Here is a 19344-nt window from a genome sequence, read left to right on the forward strand (position 1 = left end):
CGCGGGCTGCCCTCGTACGGTGCACGGTGGCCGCGTGGGGCGCCCTCACTGGACGGGCGAGGCCGACGCCCCAGAAGTCTGGCGGAGCACTTGCTGATCCGTAAGCTGTGGCGGTGGAGACCAAGCAGGTGCGCGCAGGCCGGGACACAATCCTCGGGTACGTGGAGCGCGCGAAGCCGGTCGACATCTTCGCCGAGTTGATCTGGAACGCACTCGACGCGGAGGCGATGAACGTCGAGACGACGGTCGCGATCGGTGGCTTGGGGGCTCCCGAGGAGTTCATTGTCCGCGACGATGGGCACGGGATGCCTCACGACCAGGTTCCTGATCTGTTCCTGACGCACGGCGAGTCCTGGAAGCGGACCTCCGGGTTCTCACCGAACATCAACCGGCCGATGCACGGCCAACTCGGCTGTGGCCGCTTCCTCGCCTATGGCATCGCTGAGCGCGTCGAGTGGCGGTCGGTCTCGGCCAATGGCCAATCGCACAGCGAAACCGTGATCCACGGCAGCCGCGGGGCGCCGAACGAGTTCGCCTTTGACGGGCCGTGGCCGACGTCCGGGCCCACCGGCACGACCGTTCGCATGGAAGCCCGGCAGACATCACGCGTGGCCAGCATCGCGGACGGCGACATCCACCTGCCGTTGACTGCTCGGCTGGCGGCGTCACTCCTGGCCCTTCCCGAGGTCAAGGTGACCTACCGCGGGCAAGCTCTGAACCCGCGGGCTCACATCACGCACGATGTCGACCTCGATCTGGACCTCGACCCGGCGATTCTGCACGGCAAGGCCCAGCCTCGGCTCCGCGTCGTCGAGTGGTCGGCCGACATGCGATCCAAGACCCTGTATCTGTGCGACGAGCGAGGTGGCGTCGTCACCGAACACAAGCTTGGCCGCGTGCCACCAGCGCCAATCCACTGGACCGCCTATCTGCAGTGGGAAGGGTTCCGGGATCCCGCCCTCATGGGGCCGGCGGATCTCCATGTACCTGACATCCAGCACGGTGAGTTGCTCGCGGTCGCGCAACGCGCGCTCGTGGACTACCTCAACCGACGGCTGGACGAGCAGAAAGGCAGCATCCTTGCCGAATGGAAAGCCGAGGGGGTCTATCCCTACCAAGGCGAGCCTCATAGCGCCGCCGAGGAGGTGGAGAGGGCGATCTTCGACATCGTCGCGGTGGTGGCCAGCCCGGCGATCGGTCGCGACGTCAGGCAGAAGAAGCTGTCCCTGCGGCTGCTCCAAGAGGCCACAAGAGCGGAGCCCTCGCGCACGAACCGCATCCTGAACGCGGTGCTCGACCTGAGCGACGACGAACAGGAAGTCCTGTTCGACTTGCTGGAACGCACTAAGCTGGCCTCAGTCGTTCGGGCTGCCCAGACGATCGCGGACCGCTCCGACTTCCTGCACGGGCTGCGCGGGCTGCTGTACGCCGACGAGACCAAGACTGCGTTCCGCGAGGTCGACCAGCTCCACCCAATGCTGGTGAACGAACCGTGGATCTTCGGCGACGAGTGGAGCCTGGCGCTCTCAGAGACCGGTTTGACCCGCGTCGTACGTACGCTGATCACCGGACGCGACGACGTGGAGTTCGCCTCGAATCCGGTGATGCTGCCGTCCGGCAAGCGGGGTCGCGTGGACATGGTGTTCTCCCGGCACCTGCCCGAGAGCCAACGCACCCGGCACCTGGTCGTCGAGCTCAAGCGCCCGATGCGGCTCACCATGACCGAGTTCGGCCAGATCAACAACTACGCGACCGCGATTACCGCCCATCCGGAGGTTGTGGGCACGCCGCATGACTGGGACTTCTGGCTGGTCGGTACTGAGATCGACGATGCGGTGCGCAACCTTTACATCGACCCGGCCCGGCCGGGCTTGACGACTATCAGTCCTCGCTACCGGATCTGGGTCGTGACCTGGGGGCAACTCCTCGACCAGGCTGATCGCAGGGTGCAGGCGATCCGCTCGGCGCTGGAACTGGACTCCACGGATGAGACCAGCCGCGCCTATCTCCAGCGCAAGCACACGGAGTTCATCCCGCCGCTGGTCGCCGCACGCGGCACCGAATGAGGTTCCGCCCCGTTCCGGGGCCTCCCAACAAGCCGACGCGCCGGACGAATTCCGCCGTTGTCCGACAGTCCAATTGAGATGCGGGCCAAACCCGAGCAGCACGACGAGCCCCGATCTTCCCCCAGTCTCTCCGGCTGAGCCTTCAGCACAGTTGATGGTGCTGCGCCGCCCGGGTGGCAGCCCATGATCCCGTCGTGGCATATCCATCCTAGGGGTGAGACTGGGGTCTATGGCCAAGCGGACCGATCTTCACAACGAGATCAACGGCAACGTCACCGGTCCGGTGGTCCAGGCCAATACAATCCACCAAATCGTCCTATCCGCTCCCCCACCGTCCAGTACTCGTATACCGCGGCAGTTACCGCCGGCGCTGAGGGACTTCGCCGGGCGCACCGAGCAACTCGCCAGCCTCGACACCCTGTTGGACGCCCACGTCCGCAACGATTCGGCAGGCATGCCGCTGGCGGTGCTGGACGGAACCGCCGGAGTTGGCAAGACAGCGCTGGCCGTGCAGTGGGCCCATCGCGTCCAGCATCACTTCACCGACGGAACCCTGTATGCCGACCTGCGCGGCTACGGTCCCAACGCCCCTCTTGCCTCTGCGCTGGTGCTGGCCGCGTTCCTCGGCGATCTTGGTGTCTCCGAGGACCGGATTCCCGCCGAGATGGACACCCAGACCGCGCTGTACCGGTCGGTGCTGGCCGCGCGACGGGTGTTGGTCTTGCTGGACAACGCGGGCAGTGCCGAACAGGTCCGGCCACTGTTGCCCGGTGCCCCGGGGTGCCTGGTGCTGGTAACCAGCCGGGCCAGTCTGACCGGGTTGGCCGTGGCCGAGGCCGCTACCCCCCTGTCGGTGGACCTGTTCACCAAAGCGGAGGCCGAGGACTTGGTGCGCGGGATCATCGGCGGGAACCGGGTCGAGGCCGAAGCCACGGCGGTGGTCGAACTGATCCGGGTGTGCGCGCGGCTGCCACTGGCCGTCAGGGTCGCGGCCACGCGCATTGCCATGCGTCCGCACATCACCGTCGCCGACGTCGTAGAGGACATCATCTGCGAGGAGGACCGCTTGGACGCCCTCAGCAGCGGCGGCGATGACCGCAGCGCTGTGCGCACGGTTTTCGACTGGTCCTACACCCAGTTGCCCGCCGAGCAGGCCCTGCTGTTCCGGCGTCTCGGTCTGCACCCCGGCCCAGAGTTCAGCGTCGAAGCCGCTGCGGTCCTCGCCAGCATCACGCCTGCCCGGGCCTACCGGCTGCTGGAGGTTCTCACCGCCATCCACCTGGTGGAGCCGGTCGCGCGCAGGCGCTACCGCTGCCACGACCTGCTGCACACCTACGCCGCCCACCGCGCCAAGCTTGACGACTCCGCCGAGGACCGCCAGGCCGCGGTGACGGCGGTGATCACCTGGTACGCGCGCACTGCGCAGACTGCAGACCGGCTCGTGTTCCCCGGCCTGGCCGCTCTTGACATCGCGCTGCCGCCCGTTGGTGTTGAGGTGTTGCTGGCCGACCGGGCGCAGTCGCTGTCCTGGTTGGACCTCGAACTGACCAACCTGGGCGCGGCTCTGCGCGCTGCCTGCCGCCTCCAGTTGGCTGAGGCCGCGCTGTGCTGTGCCGAAGCGGCGCGGTTTCTCACCTTCCGTCACCGCGCGTTGTGGCCGGTACGGGTGGATATGCACAGCCAGGGCATCTCCACTGCCCAGAACGCGGGCAACCGGCTCGCGGCCGCGAGCATGTTCACCTTGCGGGCCAACGCCAACTTCGATCTGGGCCGGCTTGCTGAGGCCGAAGCCGACTACCGCAGCGAACTCGCGCTGGGGGAGGAACTGGGCAACCCCAGGCGCCAGTACAGCGCGCTGGTCGGACTCGGGCAGGTACGACAGTCACAGGAGCGCCTGCCCGAAGCATTGGCCTGTTTCCGGCAGGCCTTGCCGTTCGCTCGCCAGGTCGGCGACCCGCGCCCGGAGGCAGTGGTCGAGTGCAACCTCAGCGCGGTCAGCGTGCAGCTGGGCCAGTTCCACCATGCCTTGGCCCACGCCGAACGCGAACTCTGGCTCCGGCAGCAAGCAGGGGACCAAGTCGGGGAAGCGTATGCGCTCTACGGGGCCGCCGTGGCCACGCAAGGGCTCGGTGGGCACGGGAAGGCGATCGCCCTGGCCGAGGAAGCCGTCGAGCTGTTCAGCCAGTTGATCGGGACTGAGAAGTACCGTGCGACCACCCTGGCAATGGCGGCGACCTCCGCCGAGCACCTCGGTCACCTGCATCGGGCGCACCGGCTTCTCCGGGAGGCCGCGGCCCTGCTCGAAGGCTTCGACAAAGCCCAGGCCGAGGTTCTAACCGTGCGGGCCGCCGTTCTGGAGAGCAGGCTGCCCGACGGCCCGTGACGGAAGTGCTCAGATGCTGGCCCGGTAACAGGTCTGGCAGTCGGGGTGATGCAGGTCCGGGCCCAGGACTGCGCTCTGCAGAGTGGCCAGGTTGATGCCGTACTCGCAGTTGACACGCAAACCCGGGGCTCCGGTGATCACGCTCATGACCGCGTGCGCGGCCATCACCCCGGCCGTGGCCGCGGAGGAGGAGTTCGCCGCGTGCACGGCGATGGACTCCTCCGCCGCCGGCCACATAGTCAGCGGCGGGCCTTCGGCCAGCCGTTGGGCGTGCGCGGCCACGGCGCAGTCATAGCAGGGACCGGTGCCCGGCTGGTACACACCGATGTTGACCTGCGGTCCGTGGTAGCCGCCGTGCACCCACGCGGTACCGGTCTGCACGCACGCTTGGTTGACCCAGGATCGGATCACCCGAGGGGTGTCCGCGGTGCACAGCAGGATTTGGCAGCGCATGGCCAGCCGGCATGCGGCGGCTACTCCGTCGACGATGCTGCGTTCGCCGGTGATCTCGATGGTGGGGTTGCAGGCGCGTAGCTTGTCCACCGCCACGTCGACTTTGGGGCGGCCCAGGTCGGCTTCGGTGGCCAGGACGTGGCGGTTGAGGTTAGACCGCTCCACCACATCCGGATCGACGATGTGCAAGTGCCCGACTCCGGAGAGAGCCAGGGACTGTCCGGCCACGCTGCCTGCCCCGCCCATGCCGAGCAGGGTGACGTGGGCCTTGCGCAATTGCATTTGGATGTCCCAGCTGCTCGTGCGGGGTGTGCGGTCCAGCCACCGATAGAACGCGCGGCCGCGGTCGTAACGTTCCCGCTCGGCCGCGGTCAGCTCCTCGGGCGCGACCTCGGCGGCGCCTTCCAGGTACCCGGCCCACAGGAGGCCGTGGAGATCCTCCAGCACATCGGCGCGGGTCTTGCCAGGGAAGCGGTGGACCAGGAGGGCAGCGACCACCTGGTCCACCGTGCGTGTCCCGTCGAGGAGTCCCGCCAGCGCCCACACCCAGCCGTCCGGGTCCCAGACCTCGGTGCCCAGGCCCGGGATGTCGCCGCCGAAGCGGATCCGATCAAGGCCGTGCCGCACGGGCCGGTGCTCGAACTTGATGCGCGGACGCCACATGGAGAAGCCCCTCGGTCGTGTTAGCCCTCGGAATTAGGAGAGCTGAAGCTCAGCTGCTGCTTGATCGGGATGAACTCGATCACGGTCGCCCACCCCCCTTCCTGAGCAGGCAGAGGAAGAGGTTGGTAGCGGCCAGACAGGCCCGGTGTGGCGGCCCGTCCTCGACTGACGGTGGGTGGAACCGTGGTGGGTCCATGGGATCTCTCACCTCTGGTGCTGACGTCAGCGGTCTGGATGCCGAGGCACGCCGGGGCCAGGCAGCCCCGCCCGTGCGAGCAGGTCGTTGAGCAGCCGGTTAGTGGTCGCGACTTTCAGCGCGTCGGGGCCGGGCCGGGTGCATTTGCGGCTCAGACAGCCGAAGAGGTACTCGGCCTCGGGCAGCTGCACCTCCTCCAGCACCTGCACGGCGCGGGCGGCCGCCGCGCCAGCCACCCACTCCGCCTGCGCTCCGATTGGGTTGCGCTCGCCCTTGAAGACCCGGCTGGTCATCGTCCACCGGCAGATGCGGCCTTCGGCGTCGCGGTGAGCACGCACGCATTCGCGCTGCAGGTCCTTGATTACTGGTGGCAGGTACTTATTCCAACCATGCGCTATTCTCACTGGAGATGAGACCTGACCGGCGCTGGCATTACGGTCATACTGATCCGGCTAGCGCATTGACAGTTCGTGCTTCAGCAACCAAACGTAGAACCAAGCACTGTGCTGATCGGACTCACCAATGCATGCGTCACGTTGCGGTCCCGAGATGACCATCGACAACTCCAGAGATCATCTATGCCTACGGATATCGACACCACGAAGATAGGCCGCAGTCGGGTAGGCTACGACTGACTGGAGGTATGTGTTTCAGGCGGAATATAGGGACGTCATGGCTGCCCACCCAGCGACTCGAAGACAACGTGCGGTCACCGGCACCATCGCTGGCTTCGTGCTACGCCTGGCTCGAGAGTCCATCCCGCTCACTCAAGTACAGGCTGCCGAAGTACTCGATGTCGATCTAGGTACGATTCAGGGTCGAGAGTCTGGCCGTCGCCCCCTAGCTGCGATGAAGGCCGGCGGTCTACTTGCTTTGCGCCGTCGGCTACTTGCCCTTGGCGCCGACCGAGCGGTCTTGGCTCTGCTCGAGCCTGCCATGGACGCTGACCGGCTCATCGAGGCAGCACTTGATCCCCCAAGCACCACTAGCCTGCACCCCTTGGCCAGTTGGGTACACACGAGGGCCACCGCTCACATGATCTCCTGGGCCGTCAACGGCGTCACACCACCTGCACTTCAAGGACTGTCTACCTCTCCTCGACGTGGCCCGGCGGCATCAGCGCCGTTGCTAGCTGCATCGCAACGAGCCCAGTTCTTTCATCACCTGCGCGGCATCGTCGAAGCCGCGAGCACGAGAGGTGAAGAAGACGTACTGCTGCGCCGTCAGGCCCTCTACTTCTCTTCGTATGACAGCAGCCCCGAGGCTCGTTCCTGGACCGCGCAGGTGCCCACTACGCACCGCGGAGCTCTTATGACGCGAGGATGGTCACCTACCTGGCCTGAAGCCCGCACCATCGCCACTGCCCTCGCGCGCCAAGGTGACCCCGAGCCCCTACTGGCATTCATCGACCGGACGATGATCAACGACGACAGGGCCGAGGCTGCGAATTTGAACTACTGGGCCTACTGGCTCGGAGCGGTCACCCAGCCGCAGGCTGACGACACGTTCATGAACGACTACACGCTGACTAGCTGGGATCCTGTGACGCTCCTACGCCACATGGTCCGCAGCGACCGCCAATCATCGGGCTTTGTCGACTTGTACGCCCATAGCCTCTGGTCCTTAGTGGAGGCGCACAGGTGGTTACCTCAGGCCGCCCCGACACTTGCGGCCGAAGTCGCCGATCTTAGCGCACTGATCCTGGATGAAGGACAAACTTGCTCTCGAGCCAGGCATGAACTCTCAGTCGTTCACTTCGTTCTACGACAGCAGACTTGATCCCGGGAGTGTCTATGGTTGATGAGCCGACTAGCGAACAAGATGCAACTGGCACCGCTGGCTACCTGCTGGAAATGGGCATGCTGAAGCGGGCGGTCCGGTCAGGCTGGTGGGTCGCTGGAATCAAGCAGCCAGAAACCATAGCCGAACATAGCTTTCGCACCGCCTTGATCGGAGCGGTGTTGGCAATGATGGAGGGTGCCGATCCCGCCAAAGTCGCACTTATGGGCGTATTCCATGACACTCAGGAGACCAGGATTGGCGATATCCCACATGTTGGCCGCCGTTATCTCACAGCAGTCTCCAACGAAAAGGTCACAGCTGACCAGCTTGCGGCTGCCCACCCTGCGGTGCGCTCAGGCATTCAGCAGATCGTGGAGGAATACGAGAGCGGCGACAGTGTAGAGGTCCTTATCGCCCACGATGCCGACAAGCTTGAGTGCCTCATTCAGGCTATTGAGTATAGCCAGCAGGGACACCAGAATGTGGAGGGCTGGATAAAAGCCAGCCTGACTAGTCTCAAAACCACCTCCGCCCAACAGCTTGCACAAGCCGCGCTCCACATGTCGTCTACAGAATGGCAACAGACCTATTTGCGGTAATCGCTACTTGGCGGTGACAGCTAGCTAGTACGGCAACCAAGTACGTGAGCGTCCAAATTCACGTCCGACCACTTCAATCCAAGGACTGGCTGACTAAGGGATGTCTCGTAAGTCGGGATGGGTACTGATCGACTGGTCGAGCATTTAGTTGATCATGTACGGCATGCAGGTGATCACGGCGTCGCGCTCGGAGCGGATTGTCCCGGTCACCGGTCTGCGACCGGTTCAGTTCCGCAGACTGGTCGCGACCGTGGCCGAACGCGGTGGTCCGGTGATCGCGGACGGGTGCCGGGACTGACCATGGAGTTTGCAGCTGCCGGATCGGGTGCTGCTGGTCGCGACGTATTGGCAGAGTTGTAGCGATCGCAGAGATTGATCCAATCAACAGCCGGGAATGTTCGGGCCTGGCGGTATCGGCATCAACGACGCCAGCATCAAGCTGAGCTCAGGCGCTACAACCGATGCGGCTACCTACTCACCTGAGCGCCGTTGCAGTACACGCACTCTGCTCGCCAACCACCCACACAGGCGAAGCCGGTGATCCCGCCGCCGGGCCGCAGCCTTCGCCAAAGTCTTATCCGCCCGCGCCCGCGTGCTCGGCCCCGAACACCCCAGCACGCTGAGCTCTCTGGCCGGACTGGGGCACTGGCTCGGCGAAGCCGGCGACCCGCACGGCGCCGTACGCGTGCACACCGACCTGCTCGCCCGCACCGAACACGCCCTGGGCCCCGGCCACCTCGACACCCTCACCGCCCGGCACGCACTGGCCCAGTGGCTGTGCCGGGCCGACAACCCCAGCGGGGCGGCGCTGGTGTTCACCGAGTTGCTCACCCAGCAACACCAAGCCCTCGGCCCGGACCACCCGGACACACTCACCACCGGCAACAACTTCGCCCACTGTCTAGCCGCCACCGGAGACCCCGCCGGAGCCGCCGAAGCCTTCGCCCAGCTCATCCACCGCATGCACCACGTGCTGGGCGCTGAACATCCCAACGTGCTGACCGCCCGCTGCAACCTGGCCACCGCCCTCGGTCACGCCGGCAACCCCGCCGCGGCGGCCCTCCACCTCCACGAGGTACTCGTCGATGTCGAACACGCCTGCGGCACAACGCATCCCAGCGCCTTCACCACCACCAACAACCTCGCCCACTGCCAAGGCACCGCCGACGACCCCGCCGGTGCCGCCCAACGACTCCAGACGCTGGTAGCCACCATGGAAGCCGTGCTCGGCACCACGCACCCTGACACCCTGACACCAGCGAAAACCTGGCCCACTGGCTCGACCAAACCGGAGACCACACCACCACAGCCACGATCCGCCACCGCCTGCGCAGCCACCAAGACAACACCCGCGGCCAAGGCTCCATCGACCACAACCACGCCCAGCCAGCGCTACGCCAACTCAGACCGGAAGCAGGACCCGCGAAGCAGCGCTGAGAGGCTCAGCTGGAACACCCCCACGGGCGTGGGGCGCACATCACGAAGGTCGCGTCGCCGCGCTTGGTCATCGGAATATCCCCACGGGCATGGGGCGCACCCCGGCAGCAGCTGTCCGGCGAGTTGGCCGAGCGGAACATCCCCACGTTCGTGGGGATGTTCCGGGCCAACGATCGTTGGCTCAGCTGGCGCTTGAGTCCACCCCACGTCCGTGGGGATACTCCGCCGTAGCTGTCGACGCACGGGGCGCGGTGCTCGTCCGTCCTATGCCCGCGGGAGTGTTCCGCACGTTGACAACTCCATAGCCGAGCCAGCGACGTCCGCCCCACCCCCGTGGGGATATTCCGCTGGAGCGGGCGGCATCTTCGCGGTGCTGGAGTCCGTCCCACGCCCGTGGGATGTCCGTGCCCAGAGCCAGTTTCGGTGATGGCGCTGGCGTCCGCCTCACGCCCATGGTGAAGTTCTAACGCGAAAGCAACACAGTCCGCCGTGGACACCAAGCTGGCCGATGCGTCCCGCCCAAGTCACCAATCTGCGCGCTGCTCCGGCAACCAATCAAAGCCCGGCGTGGTTGCTCCATGGTCGCTCCGCTGCGGCGGACAGGCCATCAACGCACGACACGTGACGACACGTCGATCTTGAACCGAACTGTGAAAACGACACGACACGGCCGCGAATGACACCGCCCGACACGCCAGTCCGCTGACTCTTAATCAGCGGGAAACCGCACGTCAAGCAGGTCGCCCTGGCCTAGTCACCCCGCTTGGAGCAGCCATCAGACTAGGCGGCCACAATCGCCGCGGACTACCTCTCTCAGGCAGGCTCGGGCCTGGTATCCAGGATTGTCACACCCAGAGCCGCGGGCAAGAACAGGACCTTGGCGTGCTGGCCGAGGTCCTCGACCATGTAGTGCAGACGTGTTCGGAGCTCATATCGGACCTGCCCAAGCCCGGCAGGACCTGCCAATGCAAACGCTGCGCAGGGTCGAAGGGCAGTTTGTCGAACCTGCCACGTCTACCTCTGAGAAGCAGACAAGCAAAGGTTCAGGATCGATCGCTGATCCTGAACCATCTCATACCAGCTGACTAATGTGCCGCCTCGAATGCCTCGATGATGTTCGCCGGGATCCGTCCCCGCTCCGCCAGCTGGTGGCCGTTGGTCTTCGCCCAGTCTCGGATGGCCTTGGTCTGCTCCTTGCTCCGGCCGTCACCACCCGGCCGGCGGCTACCCAGTTGCGGCGCTGGCCCTCGCTTCGCTTTGCCGCCCACTTGACGAGCGGCTTCTACGAACGGCGCCAGGCCACCACGGAGCTTCTCAGCGTTGCTGTCGTTCAGGTCGATCTCGTACACCACACCGTCGAGTGCAAACTCAACGCGGGAGATGTCCTCGCTGGTGGTGCCGTCCAAGTCGTCGATGAGCTGGACGATGGTGCGCTGAGCCATGAGCCTGCCTCACGAGACGGTGACGGGGCCGCTGCATCGACGCGCTGCGGCAACAGCCACGGAGAGACTTCCTTTGTGCGAGCCATAGTAATCGCCGCAGGCCAGCCAAACCTTCACGTTCTGAAGGACACGCTGACGGCCCTGAAGGTCACCGGCGTCGACCTGGCGGACGGCACGCTGCTGCTGCCTGGCGACGTGGCGGTGGCCATCGGTGCCGTCTCAGCGACCGAGAGATGACCGGCCAGCAGCGGCCTGACTCGACAACGGTGTCGTGTGCAACTCCCGCTGGGTGAGACGGACGGCCTCCACACATGTTGCCCCACCAGGTTTGTCAGTTGGCCGAGACCGCTGCAGTCCACCGCTTCAGATCCTCGAACACCTCTTCGCGCTCGAGTTCGTGCCCGCGGTCCAGGCTCTTCAGCAGAGCAGTTGTCCCCTTGAGCCGATCCGGGTAGTAGACCTCCGGAGTCAGGCAGGTTGGACAGTCATCCAGTACGCAGAAGGGCCACAACGGAAGCACTTCTCCCTGACGAGTAACCATGTACAGACGATCATCGGCAAGCGGCCGGTCGGTCTCGAACACAGCGGGTTCGAAGTCCGGGTGATCGCCCATCAACTCGAGGCCCGTAACCTCGTACTTTCCGATGTTCGGAAGCCAGCGCAGCTTGCTCGTGTGCACCAGTGACATTCTAGCGAGGAACGAGCTCGCGGCGAGGGCCCTGAACGTCGGCTTCTCTAAGTTCTCCAAGCTGCGCTCGACCTCCGCGCGAGTACGGGGACCGGCTCCGTGTCTGATCTTGTTCCTCATCTCCACAAGGGAGCCTAGGTCGGCCATCAAGCCCTTCCCTCCCTTCTTCGGCGCTGTCGCCTTGGCCAGGCCTGCCGCCTCGTCACCGCTTCCCCGGGCGAACGTTCCCGTCGCCCTGATTACGCCCACCCAGTGCCCCAGCGAGACACCGCCCTGCTGCATGCCCGTTACCCAGGCCTGGACCTCCGCCAGGTCACCCCACCCTCGTTGTGCGGAAAGAGAAAGGGAGACGATGCCCAAAGAGAGGATCAGGGCTTCGACGCACAGGAGGGCGGCCTCGTGCTTCTCCGCCGGCGACGAACTGTGCTTGAACCTGCGCACGGCACGAGCGATCGGGTATGGATAAGAATCCTGGAACAGCCGGTAGGGCTCGCCCTGCCTGCGCAGGTTCTCCGCGACCAGCGAGCTCAATTCGCCCGCCTGCTCGAGTCTGGCGCGACGCTCACCGCTGCCGATCCGTTCGAAGATCGCGATCTTCGAACGCCGTAGGTTGTCGTGGATTCTCGCTGCCTCGTCGACGCCTTCGGTCAGCCTAGTCATCGCGGCACGAATCTCGGTGAAGGTGCCGTCACACGCCGGCACCAGGAGATCGGCCAGTTCCTTGGGACGGATCCTCGGAATGATGTTGTAGCGAGGGAAGCTGCGTTCAGCCTGCGGGCTAGACAGGTAGGCCGCCAAGTACTCGGCGGGAACCTCGCCCTGGACCGGCCTCACAACCAGCAACCCCTGCCCCGCCTGCACTCCCTCGTAGTGGCGTGGCAGGACCGTCCAGTGGCGGGCCGCAGCCAGATCACGACCCACCACGTCGCCTTCCCGCAACGTACTACTGGAGTCGGCTGCCCGTGCGGTGACCGGGAGATCTTCGATGCCAGGCAGCGACGCATCGAGCAAGGAGGGGCGGAGCACCCGCTGTTCCTTGCCTGCCCCGGCGACATCGACGTTGTTATCCGCGGGCGAAGGCCGCACCTTTCCTGCGATCACTTGGGCAATGTCGCCGAGGCGCCACACGCCGTCTCGCGCAAGCTTTTTCATCTCGTGCTCATGCCGGTAGCGGCGAGGCGTGAGCTCGTACCCGTTGGCAACGATGTCCGCCACCGGTACGCAAAAGCTCTGGTCGGCTGTAGTTCGCTTGCGCTCCGCAGTGTCTCGCTTGTTCCACCTCGACACGACGTCAGCCAACGTCGAGGAGTGAGCACCGTCACGCCCCCATTCCTCCGCCGTCATGTCGTAGAACCACACGAAGTCCGTGCCACCGCAGTTCGTCTTAGTGAAGAACAGGAGCGACGCCGACACTCCTGAGTGCGGCGGGAACACCCCCCTGGGCAAGCTCACCACGCCGTCGAGGCTGTGTTCCTCCACGAGTGCGCGTCGAATCTCCTGATGAGCCGGGGTGCTCCCGAAGAGCACTCCGTCCGGCACCACGACTCCGGCGCGGCCGCCTGGCTTCAACCACCGCAGCATCGCTACGAGATAGAGCAGTTCGGTCTTTCTGGTCCCGACGGACGTTCTCAGTTCGTCAGAGAGCTGATCGTATTCGTAGTAGCCGCCGAAAGGCGGGTTGGCCAGGATCAACGAGTACTCACCCAAGGCATCAGCAGCCCGGCCCAAAGGATCGACGGACAGGAGATCTGACTGCTCCGCGCCGTGCAGAGCCAGGTTCATCTGCGCGATGGGCAGAAGCCAGGGATTCGCGCTGAACCCTCGGCGGACGCCTTCGGACGGACCTCCGGCATCCAACCGTTTGACGAACTCCCCAGCAGCCACCAAAAGCTCTCCGGTGCCGCAGAAGGGGTCGCAAATCTCATCCGAGCTGTTCGGCTTCATCATCTGCACCAACAGCTCGACGACGTCAGGTGGCGTGCGGAGGTGTCCGAATCTCCCGTCGATCTTGCCGAGCAAGTAATCGTAGAGCGCTCCAGCGGTGCTGGCCCCACTTATGTCGAAGTCGTTGACGAGGTCGACGACCTTCATCAACAAGCTCGGTGTCGTGATGGTGAACCGCACGCTTCTGAACTGACCGAAGTGGCCCTGAAACCTAGCGCTGAGATCCCGAAGTCTCGGGAAGGCCTCGTCGCGGATGCTTGCGAGTACGTTCTGAGGCGCCTGTTCGGTGAGCCTCGACCACCGCAGGTGCTTGATCTCTTCCGAGTAGGTCGACGGCTGCGACGGGCCGTCGGCACCGGCCACACCTGAGTGCAGCTCCTCCAGCTGTCGAAGGTAGATCAAGCAGGTGATCTGTTCGAGGATCTCCTGCGGGTTCGAGATACCCGCCGCCCAGAAAGCGTTCCACACCTGGTCGATCTTGTGCTTCATCTCAGCCGTGATCACCCGGTCGAGACTATCGCGTGACGCTGCCAGCTGATGCCGCTACGAACGAGAAGCCAGCGACAGGCTCGTTTCCGATCGAATCGCCGCCACCGTTTCCCTGGCCAGCACGCACAGATCAGCGGGAGGAGTGCGCGGGTGACCAGCTTCCAGGGCAGCGGAGGCCAGCCTGATCGCTTCCTCGGACCGCCCTTCGGCAGCAGGCGCCTTCGCCAGCGCCAGAAGCACCGAGGCTTTCACGTCAGGGCTGTCGATTGAGCGCGCTACTTCAAGCGCCCCGTCCTGATGACCGGGCGTCACCTGTGCCATGGTTCTCATCCGCAACGCCTGCCCCCGCCAACGCAGGAGAGCGTCCATATAACGGTCATCTCAAGGACCGCCCGAGCAGTCCCACGCCGCCTCCGGTGAGGTCGACCCCTTGGCCGGGCGATGGAACCGGACGCCGGATAGATGACTGTGACCGACGCCTACACCGGGCTCCGGCGGGGTGAGCTGGCCGGGCTGCAGTGGATCCGCACCTACCTCGATGAGAACCCGCGCATCGTGGTCGACCCGCAATTTGGAGCCCTGCACGAGCTGAACGGCAAGCTGGTGCTCGGCCCTCCGAAGACCCCGGCCAACGCGAGGACCGTGCACATGCCGCCGTTTCTGGCCACGCTGCTTGCCCAGCACCGGGAACGCAACCCCGAGCCACGGTTCGTCTCACCCAGGCACACGGCGGGCTGCGCCGGTGGTCCAGCTTCCGCCGCCGAGCCTGGCGTCCCGCCCTGGCCGACAACAAAAAGAGAGCTGGCAACCGCCGACTGGAACGCATGGGACACAAGCGCGAGGACGTCGACGACGACTACTCACACGTCACCGACCCGATGATCGAACAGATGCTGGCGAAGCTGCAGCAGCGATGGGAACACGACGGCGGCTGGACATGGCGACGCAGCCCCGGAGATGAGCGGGATGGGGCGTGACCACTTCGGATTCTCAAGGGTGGTCATCAGGCCGTGCTCCCCGACTGCTCCCTGAACCGGCAGATGGCCTGTCGATGAAGATCATCTACAGGCCATCTGCGGCCGCTCACCGCGCGTCGGCAGGTAAGGTCCATGCCCATGGACTCGGAGTCGTTGAAGAAATCGTCGCAACGATGGATGAAGACTGGGCTCGCTGCGTTCACCAGTGGTGATGATTCGCTCGACTTTGCCGTGCACCACGTGGGCGTTTCCGTGGAGCATCTATTGAAAGCATACCTTGCTTCCCTACATCCGGCACTTATTGCCGAGGGAAGCGACTGGGATTCGCTGCTGCATGCAACCGGATATGGTAGCCTTGCCAAAAAGCCGAGTACTCGGGCTAAGACCATAGGGCTAGCTGCGGCATTCGGGCGAGCAAAAAGGGCTCTAGCTGGAAAGGTTGCGGTCACCGAGGCTGAGTTCGAGTTTGTTCTTGCGGCACGAAACGGCGTAGCGCATGCTGCTCACCATGACCTCAGTGAAGTGCGAGCCGTTCTTAAGACCTGCATTAAAGTGGTCGACCCCATTCTTGTTGAGCTGAATATCAAGCCGGGGGAATACTGGGGGGATTACCTTGGTCTTCGAGATGAGCTTGATGAAGAGCGAGTAAATGAGATCAAGGTGCGTGTTGTTGTTAAGGTGGCGCGGGCGAAGGCTAGCTATTCCCAGCGAATCAAGGGCTTGGCGGCACTCGAGCGGGAGATTCTGATCGAGCGTCTGAGTGCTGTAAGCAAGTATGGAAGCTCCCGAGGATGGCCGGCCGCCTGTGTCGCATGCGATGGTCGGGGCTGGATGAGCGGCTTTGAGGAGATTAACTCGTACGGAGAGCTTGACGAGAGTGACGACCTCGGATACCCGGATATCCTCTATGTCGGCGAATTCGCTTGCGTGGTCTGCGGATTGAATCTTTATGGTGTTGACGAACTTGTGGCTGCGGGGGTGTCAACTGAAATTGAGCTGCCCCCTGTGGACTGGTCTGTTGAAAGTGTAAGCAAGTTGAATTCTGCTTTGTAGGCTCCAGATCAATTTTTGGTCGTAGCCAGTAGTTCGGGTGGTCCGTTCCTGCTCGTTGAGTTGTTTCCCGAACGCTCTGCGTCTGAGACTCCATCCTCCACATTCCCTCGGCAATGAGCGAAGATACCTTGACGGGCTTCAGTCGACGTCCTCATATGCGGAGATGGGGGTGTCCTCGACCTTCAAGGGCTCGGCGGGTGCGTGGACCGCTCTGACTGAGACCTGGCGCCATCCCTGCGAAGTTTCGTAACCAGGTCGTCGAGTGTCGTGAAGACAGTTTCGCGCCGGCCTAGGGCTCGCTGGATATCGCGAAGTTGTCGTCCGGTGTGTGCCTCCGCGCACACGTAGTCGGCGTACGCGGCAGCGCTGGAGAGGTGGAACATGTCGATAAGGTCGTTGCGACGCCATTTGACCTGGTGGTCTATGAATCGGCGAATAAACAGTTCGGATGTCAGTCCAACCATAGGCGAAGTCGAGAGCAACCTGACCAACTGGCCATCGCTAAACGACGGGAAGTCCGCTGAGCGCGTCAGTCGCTGGTAAGCAGCCGTGTAGAAGTCGATGTTCTCGTTCCAGTAGCGGCGCCTAGCCAGCCGACGACGCTGATTCTTCGGGACGTTCTCAACGCGAATCTGAGACGTGATGCGCGCATGATGGTCGACCCATTTCGTAAGAGGGTGCTTCGGAGTACGCTCGGGATCAACAAGCGTGTCTAGCACGACACTCGGCATGATCAGCATGGCCATGAATTTGTCGAAGTCAGACGTCTCGGTAGTGATGGCCAAGGTCGTACCAGAGCCGAAGAGAGCGCCAGGCTCCGTCACGATGGGGTGAAGTACGGGCGCACCCTCCATGAGTCCGAGGTGACCTCGAATTGCCAGTTCGACCTCGTGTTTCCAGATGTCGAGTGGGTTCCGAATCTGCCAGCCAGCCGCTAGACGTGCCATGGCTACGCCTACTTCGTAGCGTCGCTCGCTGTGTAGGCCTGCTGTCTCCAGCATGTGCCCCATTGACAACGGCAGGATGATGCCACCGTCGGTAGCCAGTCGGATCAGATCTTGCGCAGCGCGGCGCTCGCTGGGGTTATCCACGCGATCCGGTTCGTGCAGCGCGTCAGAGACAGTCCGCCATCGATTCTGATCCAGATAGACGGATGGTCGACCGTTCAGGGACGGCGAAGAGTTCGGATTGAACCCTTCTGTGATGATCAGGTCGCCCCTAGTGGTAGTCGACAGTATCCACCACTTCTCCCAGTCGAAGATGGAAGCGGCGACTTGTGAGGGTCGTACTCGGAAATTGGGATTCAGTTCCTCTTCCAGGGCTTGGTCGTCCTGGCTAACGATCTTGATCGTTCCCGTCTGAAAGTCGATCTGCCAGTACTTGTACCGGTCAGCCGAAATCGCCAGCGGTTCGTCCACGCAAGTAGGCTAGTTGCCAGAGCCGCTACCCCGAACGGCGGGTCTAAGGGCTGTCACCTAGCTCGTGTGATGTGTTTAGCCTGATCGGTTTCCGGGTTGGCCGGTGAGGGTGTGCCGCTGACGATGATCGACTACGCCGGGGTCTGGGCCTGAGTCTTCTGGAGAAGTCTCTCATAAGGGGTCTGGCCGTCGAGGCCGCCATGCGGTCGGTGATAGTTGTAGTAGTCCTGCCACTCCTGGAGACGGGCGTTGAAGATGTTGGTGTCGTCGATGACCACGCCATCGAGCAAGCGGTAGAATTCCTCGGCGTCAATGCGGTGGGACCGCTCGACTTTCCCATTCAGTCGCGGCGTGCGGGGCTTGATGTAGACGTGCTGGATGCCCTTGTCCTGCACGTGCCAGTGGAAGGCGGACTGGAACTCCGCACCGTTGTCGGTCTGGATGACCTCGACGGCGAACGGCAACTGGGCCAGGACATGGTCGAGGAACTGCACCGCGGTCTTCTGGTTGTTGCGGGGATAGATCTTGAGCACCCGCAGGCGGGTGCAGTCATCGATTGCGGTGTATTGGTAGAACTTGCCGCGCTTGCCAACGGGTTTGGGGGCGCCGGCCGAGGTGAGGGGTTCGACGAACTTGACGTCGATCTGGACCCGGTGGCCGGGGCGCTGCTTCTCGTAGCGCTTCCAGCGCAGGTCACGCCGCTTATAGCGCTGGGAGGCTGGCAGGCGCCCCATGTCGAGCCGGTTGAGGATGCGCCACACACCGGACCTGCTGAGCTGGATGTTGTGGTAGCGCTTGAGATACATCTGGATCTTGCCGGGCCCGAAGTGGTAGTTCTGCCGCAGGTGGACGATCTTCTCGACAACCCCGGCCTGGGTGGCGTTCGGGCTGGTCCTGGGGCGTTTGGAACGCTCGCGTAGCCCGTCGACGCCTTCGGCTTCGTAGCGGCGTAGCCAGGTGTAGTAAGTCGGGCGGCTGATCCCGAAGTAGCGGCAGGTCATGGCCACATTGCCGGTGACTTCCTCGACGTGGCGCAGGACCGCCAGGCGCCGACGCACCTGGCGGTCCAGAGAGGGCTGACTCACCCGGGTCTCCCTAGTGATCTTGAGACCCCGGTGTCAAGCATCTCCGTCAGTTTTTCATTGACACACCTGATCCCGAATGGTGACTGGGTTCTCGTCCTGGAGCACCCGTTCGAGAGCATCGTCGTCACGCACCCCACGCGCCACTCCCGTCGACCGGACGTGCGGCACCTCGTCTTCCTGCCCATGCCCAACAGCACGTCGACCCCGTACCGGAGCCTGGAACTCCTGCGTGGTCGCCGATCATGGGGGTTCGCGGACATGTACGAGCAACCGGATGTTCGCAGGCTTCCGCGCCACTGGGACCGGGCAGGGCACAAGCACGGCTTCTACCAGGAGCGAGAAACTGAGGTCGGCGTCCTCGAAACCGAGTGGTCGAACTACGTGCTGTGAACGGGACTTGGTGTTCAGCTGGCCTGGCCCTTGGAGCTACGGCCCAACCTGGAGCAAACCTGGAGCAGTGGCTCCGCAGGGAACGAGTCAAACGCCGTCGAATGGTATGCAACGGCACTTGCCGGAACTGCTACACCAGCAGACGCTCTGTTTTGGCTGTTCAGAGGCGTGATCCACCTACGCTGGCAGTGCGGGGGTCAGGGTGAACGTTGCCGCAGGTCAGAGTCTTGTGCTGTCGGGGAGCACGATGGGGAGCAGATTGGGAGCAAACACAAGCGC

General features: G+C 63.9%; 16 protein-coding genes and 1 pseudogene. 10 read left to right on the forward strand and 7 right to left on the reverse strand.

What is annotated here, in order from left to right:
* Positions 1 to 113: 113 nt before the first annotated feature.
* Together MZC64_RS38335 and MZC64_RS38340 are read left to right on the forward strand one after the other, a co-directional pair.
* Positions 114 to 2066 carry an ATP-binding protein gene (locus MZC64_RS38335; protein WP_247764585.1) on the forward strand — a complete coding sequence of 651 codons (1953 nt, stop codon included), beginning with the start codon at positions 114 to 116 and terminating at the stop codon, positions 2064 to 2066.
* Between the two features lie 229 nt (positions 2067 to 2295).
* Positions 2296 to 4449: a tetratricopeptide repeat protein gene (locus tag MZC64_RS38340; RefSeq protein WP_247764586.1), complete on the forward strand. Its 2154-nt coding sequence runs from the start codon at positions 2296 to 2298 to the stop codon at positions 4447 to 4449.
* A gap of 9 nt (positions 4450 to 4458) precedes the next feature.
* On the opposite strand, the gene MZC64_RS38345 is transcribed toward MZC64_RS38340, so the two are convergent.
* Both MZC64_RS38345 and MZC64_RS38350 read right to left on the reverse strand, forming a co-directional pair.
* Positions 4459 to 5565, reverse strand: a complete 1107-nt coding sequence (locus tag MZC64_RS38345) for a ThiF family adenylyltransferase (RefSeq protein WP_247764587.1) — start codon at positions 5563 to 5565, stop codon at positions 4459 to 4461.
* A 222-nt stretch (positions 5566 to 5787) separates the two neighbouring features.
* Complete coding sequence (locus MZC64_RS38350; RefSeq protein WP_247764588.1) at positions 5788 to 6099, reverse strand: hypothetical protein; 312 nt, start codon at positions 6097 to 6099, stop codon at positions 5788 to 5790.
* A 697-nt stretch (positions 6100 to 6796) separates the two neighbouring features.
* Between MZC64_RS38350 and MZC64_RS38355 the strand changes: the two genes are divergently transcribed.
* From MZC64_RS38355 to MZC64_RS49205, 4 genes and pseudogenes are all read left to right on the forward strand, one after another.
* Positions 6797 to 7540: a hypothetical protein gene (locus MZC64_RS38355; RefSeq protein ID WP_247764589.1), complete on the forward strand. Its 744-nt coding sequence runs from the start codon at positions 6797 to 6799 to the stop codon at positions 7538 to 7540.
* A 14-nt stretch (positions 7541 to 7554) separates the two neighbouring features.
* On the forward strand, positions 7555 to 8142 hold the full coding sequence (locus MZC64_RS38360; protein ID WP_247764590.1) for an HD family hydrolase: 588 nt from the start codon (positions 7555 to 7557) through the stop codon (positions 8140 to 8142).
* A 163-nt stretch (positions 8143 to 8305) separates the two neighbouring features.
* A pseudogene (locus MZC64_RS38365) lies at positions 8306 to 8437 on the forward strand (IS5/IS1182 family transposase); the annotation flags it as partial.
* 297 nt (positions 8438 to 8734) lie between these two features.
* The gene (locus MZC64_RS49205) at positions 8735 to 9775 is read left to right on the forward strand and encodes a tetratricopeptide repeat protein (protein WP_374205843.1); all 1041 of its coding nucleotides are present in this window, start codon (positions 8735 to 8737) and stop codon (positions 9773 to 9775) included.
* A gap of 889 nt (positions 9776 to 10664) precedes the next feature.
* Here MZC64_RS49205 and MZC64_RS38380 read toward each other — a convergent pair.
* Positions 10665 to 11021 carry an Lsr2 family protein gene (locus MZC64_RS38380; RefSeq protein ID WP_247764593.1) on the reverse strand — a complete coding sequence of 119 codons (357 nt, stop codon included), beginning with the start codon at positions 11019 to 11021 and terminating at the stop codon, positions 10665 to 10667.
* A gap of 75 nt (positions 11022 to 11096) precedes the next feature.
* On the opposite strand from MZC64_RS38380, the gene MZC64_RS38385 reads away from it, so the two are divergent.
* Positions 11097 to 11258, forward strand: coding sequence for a hypothetical protein (locus MZC64_RS38385; protein ID WP_247764594.1), 162 nt, complete (start codon positions 11097 to 11099; stop codon positions 11256 to 11258).
* A gap of 94 nt (positions 11259 to 11352) precedes the next feature.
* Here MZC64_RS38385 and MZC64_RS38390 read toward each other — a convergent pair whose 3' ends face one another.
* Together MZC64_RS38390 and MZC64_RS38395 are read right to left on the reverse strand one after the other, a co-directional pair.
* On the reverse strand, positions 11353 to 14157 hold the full coding sequence (locus tag MZC64_RS38390; RefSeq protein ID WP_247764595.1) for an N-6 DNA methylase: 2805 nt from the start codon (positions 14155 to 14157) through the stop codon (positions 11353 to 11355).
* Positions 14158 to 14196: 39 nt separating this feature from the next.
* Positions 14197 to 14463 (reverse strand): hypothetical protein, encoded by a 267-nt coding sequence (locus MZC64_RS38395; protein WP_247764596.1) that lies wholly within the window; start codon positions 14461 to 14463, stop codon positions 14197 to 14199.
* 141 nt (positions 14464 to 14604) lie between these two features.
* On the opposite strand from MZC64_RS38395, the gene MZC64_RS38400 reads away from it, so the two are divergent.
* Both MZC64_RS38400 and MZC64_RS38405 read left to right on the forward strand, forming a co-directional pair.
* Positions 14605 to 15024: a hypothetical protein gene (locus MZC64_RS38400; RefSeq protein ID WP_247764597.1), complete on the forward strand. Its 420-nt coding sequence runs from the start codon at positions 14605 to 14607 to the stop codon at positions 15022 to 15024.
* Positions 15025 to 15257: 233 nt separating this feature from the next.
* The gene (locus tag MZC64_RS38405) at positions 15258 to 16172 is read left to right on the forward strand and encodes a hypothetical protein (RefSeq protein ID WP_247764598.1); all 915 of its coding nucleotides are present in this window, start codon (positions 15258 to 15260) and stop codon (positions 16170 to 16172) included.
* A gap of 182 nt (positions 16173 to 16354) precedes the next feature.
* Here MZC64_RS38405 and MZC64_RS38410 read toward each other — a convergent pair whose 3' ends face one another.
* A complete protein-coding gene (locus tag MZC64_RS38410; RefSeq protein WP_247764599.1) occupies positions 16355 to 17590 on the reverse strand; it encodes a hypothetical protein in 1236 nt (411 codons plus the stop codon).
* A 131-nt stretch (positions 17591 to 17721) separates the two neighbouring features.
* On the reverse strand, positions 17722 to 18660 hold the full coding sequence (locus tag MZC64_RS38415) for an IS481 family transposase (RefSeq protein WP_247764714.1): 939 nt from the start codon (positions 18658 to 18660) through the stop codon (positions 17722 to 17724).
* 45 nt (positions 18661 to 18705) lie between these two features.
* On the opposite strand from MZC64_RS38415, the gene MZC64_RS38420 reads away from it, so the two are divergent.
* Positions 18706 to 19065: a hypothetical protein gene (locus tag MZC64_RS38420; protein WP_247764600.1), complete on the forward strand. Its 360-nt coding sequence runs from the start codon at positions 18706 to 18708 to the stop codon at positions 19063 to 19065.
* Positions 19066 to 19344 lie beyond the last annotated feature (279 nt).

The organism is Crossiella sp. S99.2, assembly GCF_023094165.1.
GTDB lineage: Bacteria > Actinomycetota > Actinomycetes > Mycobacteriales > Pseudonocardiaceae > Crossiella.

Coding starts and splice junctions, on each gene's coding strand:
- MZC64_RS38340 (WP_247764586.1), top strand. CDS start 2,296: ATGGCCAAGCGGACCGATCTTCACAACGAGATCAACGGCAACGTCACC.
- MZC64_RS38345 (WP_247764587.1), bottom strand. CDS start 5,565: ATGTGGCGTCCGCGCATCAAGTTCGAGCACCGGCCCGTGCGGCACGGC.
- MZC64_RS38355 (WP_247764589.1), top strand. CDS start 6,797: ATGATCTCCTGGGCCGTCAACGGCGTCACACCACCTGCACTTCAAGGA.
- MZC64_RS38360 (WP_247764590.1), top strand. CDS start 7,555: ATGGTTGATGAGCCGACTAGCGAACAAGATGCAACTGGCACCGCTGGC.
- MZC64_RS38380 (WP_247764593.1), bottom strand. CDS start 11,021: ATGGCTCAGCGCACCATCGTCCAGCTCATCGACGACTTGGACGGCACC.
- MZC64_RS38395 (WP_247764596.1), bottom strand. CDS start 14,463: ATGGCACAGGTGACGCCCGGTCATCAGGACGGGGCGCTTGAAGTAGCG.
- MZC64_RS38400 (WP_247764597.1), top strand. CDS start 14,605: ATGACTGTGACCGACGCCTACACCGGGCTCCGGCGGGGTGAGCTGGCC.
- MZC64_RS38405 (WP_247764598.1), top strand. CDS start 15,258: ATGGACTCGGAGTCGTTGAAGAAATCGTCGCAACGATGGATGAAGACT.